At 41.9% G+C, this 9,188-nt stretch carries 4 protein-coding genes; 3 read left to right on the top strand and 1 reads right to left on the bottom strand.

The window, feature by feature from the left end:
- Positions 1-521: 521 nt before the first annotated feature.
- Positions 522-4,766, bottom strand: a complete 4,245-nt coding sequence (locus tag D0T84_RS02320; RefSeq protein WP_163305526.1) for a two-component regulator propeller domain-containing protein — start codon at positions 4,764-4,766, stop codon at positions 522-524.
- A 227-nt stretch (positions 4,767-4,993) separates the two neighbouring features.
- Between D0T84_RS02320 and D0T84_RS02315 the strand changes: the two genes are divergently transcribed.
- The 3 genes from D0T84_RS02315 (at position 4,994) to D0T84_RS02305 (ending at position 9,164) form a co-directional block, all read left to right on the top strand.
- Positions 4,994-6,007: a glycoside hydrolase family 43 protein gene (locus tag D0T84_RS02315; RefSeq protein WP_163305523.1), complete on the top strand. Its 1,014-nt coding sequence runs from the start codon at positions 4,994-4,996 to the stop codon at positions 6,005-6,007.
- 96 nt (positions 6,008-6,103) lie between these two features.
- Entirely contained in the window at positions 6,104-7,648 is a 1,545-nt protein-coding gene (locus D0T84_RS02310) for an alpha-N-arabinofuranosidase (protein ID WP_163305520.1), read from the top strand.
- Positions 7,649-7,682: 34 nt separating this feature from the next.
- The gene (locus D0T84_RS02305) at positions 7,683-9,164 is read left to right on the top strand and encodes an arabinan endo-1,5-alpha-L-arabinosidase (protein ID WP_163305518.1); all 1,482 of its coding nucleotides are present in this window, start codon (positions 7,683-7,685) and stop codon (positions 9,162-9,164) included.
- Positions 9,165-9,188 lie beyond the last annotated feature (24 nt).

Raw genomic sequence — 9,188 nt, 5'->3', positions numbered from 1 at the left:
AAACTCATGGCTCAAAGAAGTAAACAGGCATAAAATGCAAGTATGCTACCATCCGGGAATTATTCTTTTTATCAAGAGAATCACCAATATTTGGTCTACCTTTCTTTGAAGCAAGACTCAACAGCAAGTATATTAACATTAGTTGAACTGGTGCTACACTGCCATGAGTTTTTTTCAAAGAAAAGATTTTTATCGTCATTATCGTTTGGTTTATTGGTAAATAATGAGCACTCAGCATGACAAAGAGGAAAAAACTTAACTTAATGACATTGAGGGCTATCCTCTGTCTTGACATTGCGTTGCAACTCCGTGCATAAGTTCCGTTGGTGGGTCGCCGAGGGACGAAGCACTAGCCTTTTGCTTCCTTTTGGGCAATGCCAAAAGGAAGGGCAAGCCCGGGAGGGCGCGGCAGTATGAGCCAATGCTAAAAAGTTTAAACCATGATGGTTTTTGTGCAGAAAATTAAAGAACGTTTATATGAAACATATCTTCCAACTACAGATTGACATGAATAAGTAAGATTAATCCCTGTTGTCACTTTTATTTACCATGCTTGGGCTTACTCCGAAGTGCTTTGTAAAGCATCGGGTAAAATACTTGGGATCGTTAAACCCTACCTCGTAAGCAACTTCGGAAATATTCATGCTGCCCTGACTTTTGATTATTAATTCTTTGGCAATATTCAGTCGGTAATTGCGAATGAAATTACCTGCCGATTGTCCGGTCAGGGTTTGCATTTTCTTATTCAGAAGGCTTTTGCTGACACCCATTTCATCGATAAAATCACTAACCTCATAATATGTGTTCTTATAATTGGCTTTGACCGTTTCCACAGCTTTACGCAGGAACTTATCATCGTTCGATTCTTCGGATATGTTCAGTTCATCAACATTCATTTCCAGGCTGAACTTGCGTTGGTATGTTTTACGCGATTCGAGTATATTGTTTATCCGGGTAAGCAGCAGTTCTTCTTCGAATGGCTTGGGTAAGAACTCATCCACTCCTATTTTATAGCTGCTTATCTGTGTTTCCAGAGAGGTTTTCGCTGTAAGCATCAGGAATGGGATATGCGATATCGAAAGGTCGGCTTTTACCTTTTGCGATAGTTCCAGTCCATCCATCACGGGCATCATCAGGTCGCTGATGATAAAGTCTACCGTCTTTGATTTCAGTATTTTTAGGGCTTCCTGTCCGTTTTCAGCCTCTTCTACTTTATAGTAGTCGGTTAATACCGAACATATATATTTTCGCATGTCGGTATTGTCTTCAACCACAAGAATTACTAATTTCTGTCCTTTTTCCATAGAGGTTTCTTGCAGAGAAACCCCCGGAATGGAATATGTAATATTTGCCTCCTCTTCCAAAGCCGCAGTTTCAGGAACATTTTCGCGTATTATGGGCAGGATAACCCTTAGCGAAGCTCCTGTTGTAGGATTGTTTTTGGCATATATTTTACCGCCAAGCATTTCCACTATGCTTTTGCACAAGTATAATCCTATACCTGTACCGCTTTGCCCGTAAATAGCATATTTGTCGTTCCCTTTCGACTGATAGAACTTGTTGAATACACGGTTGAGATCTTCTTTTTTTATTCCCGAACCGGTATCTTGTACACATATATATAGTTTCTCATTGTTTGTCTTTCTGTCTGTAAAAGAACAAATATATAACGTAACGGAACCGTTGTCGGGGGTAAACTTTATCGCGTTGGACAATAGGTTGGTAATAAGTTTCCTGATCGCTTCCTCATCGAACATTATATAAAGATGTGCCATCCTGTATTTCTCTATTATCCTTATGTTTCGCTCGTTGGCGTGGGACTCGAACGGAGTGAGTATTTCTTTTATCAGGTTTAGTATGTTTCCGGTGGCAAGGCTTATCTTCATCCTGTCCGATTCCACCTTTCTGAAGTCCATCAGCTGGTTGACCAGCGACAGCAAGTGCTTAGAGTTTCGCGCTACGTATTGTAATTGTTCTATTACTTTAGGGTTTGTGCTCAACTTTAAGGCGCGGTCTATCGGACCTATAATAAGGGTAATAGGAGTACGGAATTCATGGGTAATATTTGTGAAAAAAGACATCCTGTCGGCCATTGCCTCCTGTACCTTTTTCGACATGTCCATCAATTGCTTACGCTGCGATGTTATCTTTTCGTTTTGGGTGAATAAGATATTGTTTTGCAGCTTGAGTTCCATTGCTTGTTCTTCGAGCAATTTCTTTTGGTTCTCCAGTTCTTTTGTTCGCTCTTCGACTTTTTTATGCAGCGTTTCGCGTTGTTTTTTCAGAGAAGTGATTCTCCATCTGTAAAACTGTACGGCGAGGATAACTATTAATAATATGCAGATACCTATAAACCAGCTGGTCTTATAGAAAAAAGGATGAACGACTATCTCCAGTTCCGCTATGTCATTCGACCAGTCATAGGCTTTCGACATGCATCTTACCTGCAATGTGTATGTGCCGGGCTGCAGATTCGTATAGCTGATAAATCTCCGGTTGGCTTCCACATCTATCCATTTCTCGTCAAAGCCGACCAAGCGGTACGAGTAGGCTACGGTAGTGGGATTGTCATAATCCAAAGCGGAGAATTCGATTGAAAATGATTTGTCCCTTTCGTGTAGATCAATACGGTTTGTATAGGCAATATCTTTGTTGATATAATCTTTTCCGTTGAACCATACGGTTTCATTCAGGATCTGCAATTTGGTAAATGTAACCTTCTTCTGCTCTTGCTCTTTATCCTGCGGGTTGCTTTTTATCAGGGTAAGCCCCGCAAGGCTGCCGAAATACAAATCTCCGTTGCGGGGCGACTTGTAGCTGGCGTTCCAGTAAAACTGGTCGTTGAGCAATCCATCGTTTTTGGTGTAATTTACAAACCTTTCCGTTTGTGGATTATAACTCGATATTCCCTTGCCTGTACTCGCCCATATCAGGCCTTGCTCATCTTCCAGAAGTCCAAAAACCGTATTATTAGCCAGTCCTTGCGCTGTAGTATATGATTGCGCTGTATATTTATCCTGATATTTAATTAGCCTGCACATTCCGTAGCCATTACTGCCCATCCATATTGAGCCGTCTTTAGCCTGATACAGGCAGGTAATATTCTTCGTGAAAAGCGGCGTTATATTCTGGTTGTCCAGCTTTAAGTATTCTGCCTTATATTGTGCGCCGGAGTGATTATAGGATTTGAGATCGACAACAATTAAGCCTTCGGATGTCCCTATCCATAGTTTATCGTCATTGTCTGTCATAGAGCCTAATGTACCCAATATGTTCCGGGCTATATTTTCAGGCAATGGGTTTCTTATAGAGTTTGTTTGAATGTCGTAAAAGAAAATCTGCCGGTTGGTGCCGATCCACATCCCGTGGTTGATGGAGTCATACCTCAGGAATCCGATATAGCTGAATTCCACATCGGTATATTTATTGTGTATATTCGGTAGTTTGTTTATATCCAATACAGTGATACCGCCTCCCCATGTGCCTACCCACAGATGACCGTCTTTGTCCTGTTCGAGGGCGCTTACAGAATTATGGCTGAGGAATCCGTTACCGGAAGTATAATGTATAAAACGGTTTTCGCCTTTTCGTTTCAGGTTGAGCCCACCTTCGACCGTACCTACCCAGAGATCTCCTTTCCAATCTTCATATATGGCATTGACCGGATTGGGCGATATACTGTTACTGTTATTCGGGTCGTTTGTATAGTTCTGTATGGCCAGTTTCCGGATTGTCATTTTGTTGATTCCGCCTGCTTCGGTGCCTATCCACAGGTTGTTGCCATCCGGCAGCATAGAATTTACAAAATCGTTATTCAGTGTGCTTTCATCTGTACAGTGCGATATATGCTCAAAGCTATCGGACGACGGATCATAAAAGTTTAACCCCATGAGGGTGCCTGCCACCAGTATGCCATCATTTGTCATGCATAGTTCCGTCACCATGTTTTGTGATATCGATGTCTCATCTTTCGGGTTATGAGTATAGAGCTTTATATTTTGGTTCTTTGTGTTGTATTTGTATAAGCCGTTGTCAGCGCCTATCCATATATTATCCCGGTCTTTTAATATAGTAGAAATGAATGTATTTATACCTAAAGATGGTATTTCCTGTATCGGTTGCAGTCTTAGGTTATCCGTTTGGTTATCTGTGATATGAAAGATAGAACCACCGTTGCTTACCCATGTTTCCCCATCTACTGCGTTGATCGTAGTAAATGAAAAGCCGGGAGAGTCCGGCGTTGTGGATATGCGCTGTATGTCGCCTTTGCCATCAAAGCTTATTTTGTATATCTTACCTGTGGTCAATAGCCATATCGAGCCTTTCAGATCCTTATATATTCTGTTTGGTGCTGTATCCAGTACCTTTGCTAATATATCATTTTGCTTAGATATCTTGCTTTCACTCATTGTAGGCAGGTCGATAATATTGATTCCGTTATTGGATACGACCCACAACCTGTCGAAATTGTCCTCGCATGTTTGCCTTATAAAGTTGCTTTTAAGGGAAAATGGGAAACTGTTCACATTGAAGGATACAAATTCATACCCATCGTAGCGGCTCAATCCTCCTCCCTGTGTAGATATCCATATAAAGCCGTGATTGTCCTTATAAATATCGTCTACAAAATTCAGCGGCAGCCCTTCATTGATTGATATAACACTGAAGATATATCTGGAGGCAATATTATTCTGTGACTTGATCCGTTGGCCCGGAAAAAGGAGCAATGAGAGAATGAAAATAATTGTATAGATGATGCTTCTCATGGTTTCAGACTTATAGTGGGGATAAAGATATAAATATTTTGTTAAAAATGTATTTTTTACACTTAAAATACATTTGTCCACCTTAAATGGTCAAATGTCCACCTGTGTATTCTTTATACATTTATATATTTGCCGTAGGAATCAAGAACTGAACCGGTAGAACAAAATAACCAAATGAACCTATATGTAAGTTTGTAGACATTGAATATACACAAAACTATTTAACCATGAAAATCTATAAATCTATTTTTTTATCCATATCCGTAATCATTCCTTCACTATTATATAGTGCAATACAAGATACCGTATTCTATGCACAAGGCAATCCTATAATAAAACATAAATATACAGCTGACCCTGCTGCATTGGTTTATAATGATAAGGTGTATCTGTATGCAGGGCACGATGAGTGTCCTCCACCACACAATCATTATGTATTGAACGAATGGCTGGTGTTCTCTTCCGAAGATTTGGTTAATTGGACAGAACATTCAGTGCCTCTTCGTCCGGACGAATTCAAGTGGGCTAAAGGAGAAGCGTGGGCTTCTCAGGTTATCGAACGCAATGGCAGGTTTTATTGGTATGTGACGGTTGAACATGGTACAATTCAAGGTAAGGCTATAGGTGTAGCTGTCGCAGATAATCCGCTCGGACCTTTTAAAGACGCCAGAGGGTCAGCTTTAATTACAAATGATATGACTACCGAATATACAAAAATCGGCTGGGACGATATCGACCCTACTGTTTGGATAGACGATGACGGGCAGGCATACCTGTTTTGGGGCAATACGCAATGCTATTACGCCAAGCTGAAAGAAAATATGACCGAACTGGATGGCCCTGTTATGACGGTAGATTTGCCGAACTTTACAGAGGCTCCGTGGATACATAAGCATAATGGCTGGTACTATCTGTCATACGCCCAGTTCTTCCCCGAAAAAATCGGTTATTCCATGAGCCGCAATATCAACGGGCCTTGGGAATATAAAGGCATATTGAATGAAATTGCCGGAAACTCCAATACAAACCATCAGGCTATAATAGAATTTAAGGGGCAGTGGTATTTTATATACCACAACGGTGCTATTCCTACACAGGGTGGCAGTTTCCGCCGTTCGGTCTGTATAGACCGCCTCTACTATAATGCGGATAATACTATAAAAAGGATACAGATGACATCCGAAGGGGTGTGTCCCCTAAATTCCCCGAAGGGGGAGCTTACAAAGAGAGTAATTGATTAAAAATTTAAACAGTTTCTTATAAGCATAACATTTATACGGCTTTGCCAAGTCCCCCTTTGGGGGATTTAGGAGGCTTAACTTATAACTTAAAATATCATGAAAAAAAACTTATTGATTTATTTATCTCTATTTGTATGTATAACGGCTTTTTCTCAGCAGAAGGCTGAAGTCGTTGTAAACAATGATCAGGGAAAATACCGGATTAACAAGCATATTTACGGTCATTTTTCCGAGCATCTGGGACGTTGTATCTACGATGGCCTATGGGTTGGCGAAAAGTCTAGTATCCCAAATGTTAATGGTGTTAGAAAAGATATTATCGATGCGTTAAAATATATAAAAATACCGAACCTGCGTTGGCCGGGAGGCTGTTTTGCCGATGAGTATCACTGGATGGATGGTATTGGCCCCAGAGCAGAACGCCCGAAGATGGTAAATACACACTGGGGTGGGGTAGTGGAAGACAATAGTTTTGGTACACACGAATTCCTTAACCTGTGCGAAGCTCTGGAAACCGAAGCCTATATCTGTGGTAATATGGGTAGCGGCACAGTAGAAGAAATGTCTAAATGGGTAGAGTATATTACATTCGATGGTGAAAGCCCGATGTCGAACCTGCGCAAGAAAAACGGCCGTGAAACACCCTGGAAGGTTTCCCTGTGGGGAGTGGGTAACGAAAACTGGGGTTGCGGTGGGAATATGACCGCCGAAGGTTATGCCGAAAACTATCGCCGTTATGCTACGTACTGCCGCAACTATGGTGAAAACAGTCTGTATAAAATAGCCGGAGGGCCAAATGTAGATGATTATCACTGGATGGAAATAATGATGAAGAATATACCTCATCACATGATGAAGGGGGTATCTGTACATAACTATTCGTTTACTTACGCATGGGAAAATAAAGGGAATGCACTGGGATTCAATGAAGACGACTACTTCTCACTGCTGGAACATGGTATGAGAATGGACGAAATAGTAACAAAGCATGCCGCGATCATGGACAAATACGATCCTGAAAAGAAAATAGCTATGATAGTAGATGAGTGGGGCGCATGGTACAACGTAGAACCGGGAACAAATCCGGGTTTCCTTTACCAACAAAACACACTGAGGGATGCTTTGCTGGCCGGAACGATATTGAATATATTCCACAAGCATTGCGACAGGGTACAGATAGCGAATATCGCTCAGTTGGTAAACGTGTTGCAGGCTTTATTCCTTACCGAAGGCGATAAAATGTTACTGACCCCTACATACCATGTGTTCGATATGTACAAAGTACATCAGGATGCGACTATGCTGCCGGTGGACGTAGCAAGCCCGGTATATAGCCGTCTGGGTAAAGAAATAAAATCCGTATCGGCTTCCGCGTCAAAAGATGCAAGCGGGAAGATACATATATCTTTTGTGAATATAGACCCTAACCAGTCTGTGGAAATAACATGTAACCTTAAAGACTTGAAAAACGGAAAACTTATTTCAGGAAACATAATCACTGCGTCTCAGACCGATTCTCACAATACATTTGATAATCCTAATGAGGTAATATTAAAAGATTTTAAGGATGCAAGCTTCAAAAACGGAACAGTGACCGTGAAGATTCCGGCCAAGTCTTTGGTAACATTAGAACTTAATTAAGGAAAGCGTTTACTACACACACTTGCGGTATATTATGAAAACATTATTAAACACCTTATTTATGGGGTGCTGTGCACTCTTTGTCTCTTGTTCACAGCAACCTTTCGAACCGGTACAGCACAAAAACCCCTGGGTTGACGACTATAAAGCTATATCCGGGATGAAAGACTACAAGCAATGGGGGACATACAATGTACACGACCCATCATGTTTGCTGATAGGCGATACATACTATATGTACTCTACCGATGCTATATTCAGGGAAGATAGCGCGGCAATCAAAAATGACAGCTTACCGTTCGGATATATCCAGATGCGCAAATCGAAAGATTTAGTGCATTGGGAATTTGCCGGATGGGCATTCAAAGAAATTCCACAGGAAGCCAAAGCCTGGGTATTGCAACAGAGCGGCGGGGTAGGAGCCACTAACATCTGGGCGCCGTATATACAGGAGTATAAGGGCAAATATCGCCTGTACTACAGCGTGTCGGCTTTCGCAAAACAAACATCGTATATCGGACTGGCAGAATCGCATTCCCCTGAAGGGCCTTGGGAACTTAAAGGCTGTGTTGTGAAAACAAAGACCGGGGACGTGATGAACGCGATCGATCCGAGTATCGTTACCAATCCCGATAATGGCGAACAATGGATGCATTACGGGTCTTACTTCGGAGGCTTACATTGTGTTCAGTTGAATCCCGAAACAGGACTGGCATTGAAGGAAGGAGATCAGGGACATTTGACCGCACGCCGCTTCAATGGGAAGAAGAACAATATAGAAGCACCCGAAATTATCTATAATCAGGATCTGAAAAAATATTTCCTGTTCGTTTCTTATGACCCGTTGATGACAACTTACAATGTGCGTGTAGGCAGATCGGACAAACCGGAAGGCCCGTTCGTTGATTTCTTTGGAAATGATATGCGTGAAGAGGCCGACAATTACCCTATTCTGACCTATCCTTACCAGTTCAAGGGGCATCAGGGATGGGCTGGTACAGCACATTGCTGCGTATTCAAGGATGCCAAAGGAAGCTTCTACATGGCACATCAGGCACGCCTGCAACCGGATAACCACATGATGGACTTGCATGTGAGGGATATGTACTGGACAGCAGACGGATGGCCTGTAGTTTCGCCCGAAAGATATGCGGATACACCTCGAAAGGACATGTCGGAAGGTTATCTGCTTGGCGACTGGGAACTAATAGAAATACATGGAGATGAGCCGGAGCGTAATCTGGAAGCCGGCCAGATACTATGGGGCGAAAACAAGTTGAAAGACAAGGAAGTGAATATGTCGAAAGTAGTGACCTTGAACAAAGATTTCACGCTGACGGGAGAACTCACCGGAAACTGGGCATATCAGGACAATACGCTTATGATTACCATAGCTGATACGGTTACCAATGTACATCTCTTTATGGGACAGGACTGGGAAAATCAAACACAAACTATACTCTTTTCGGGGCTTACACCGAAGGGTTATTCGTTGTGGGGTAAAAAAGTAAAATAAAGGGATTTATACCTTTTTCTAATA

The sequence above is a fragment of the Dysgonomonas sp. 521 genome, assembly GCF_010501055.1.
Lineage (GTDB): Bacteria > Bacteroidota > Bacteroidia > Bacteroidales > Dysgonomonadaceae > Dysgonomonas.
This window is presented reverse-complemented; position numbering and strand designations above follow the sequence as displayed.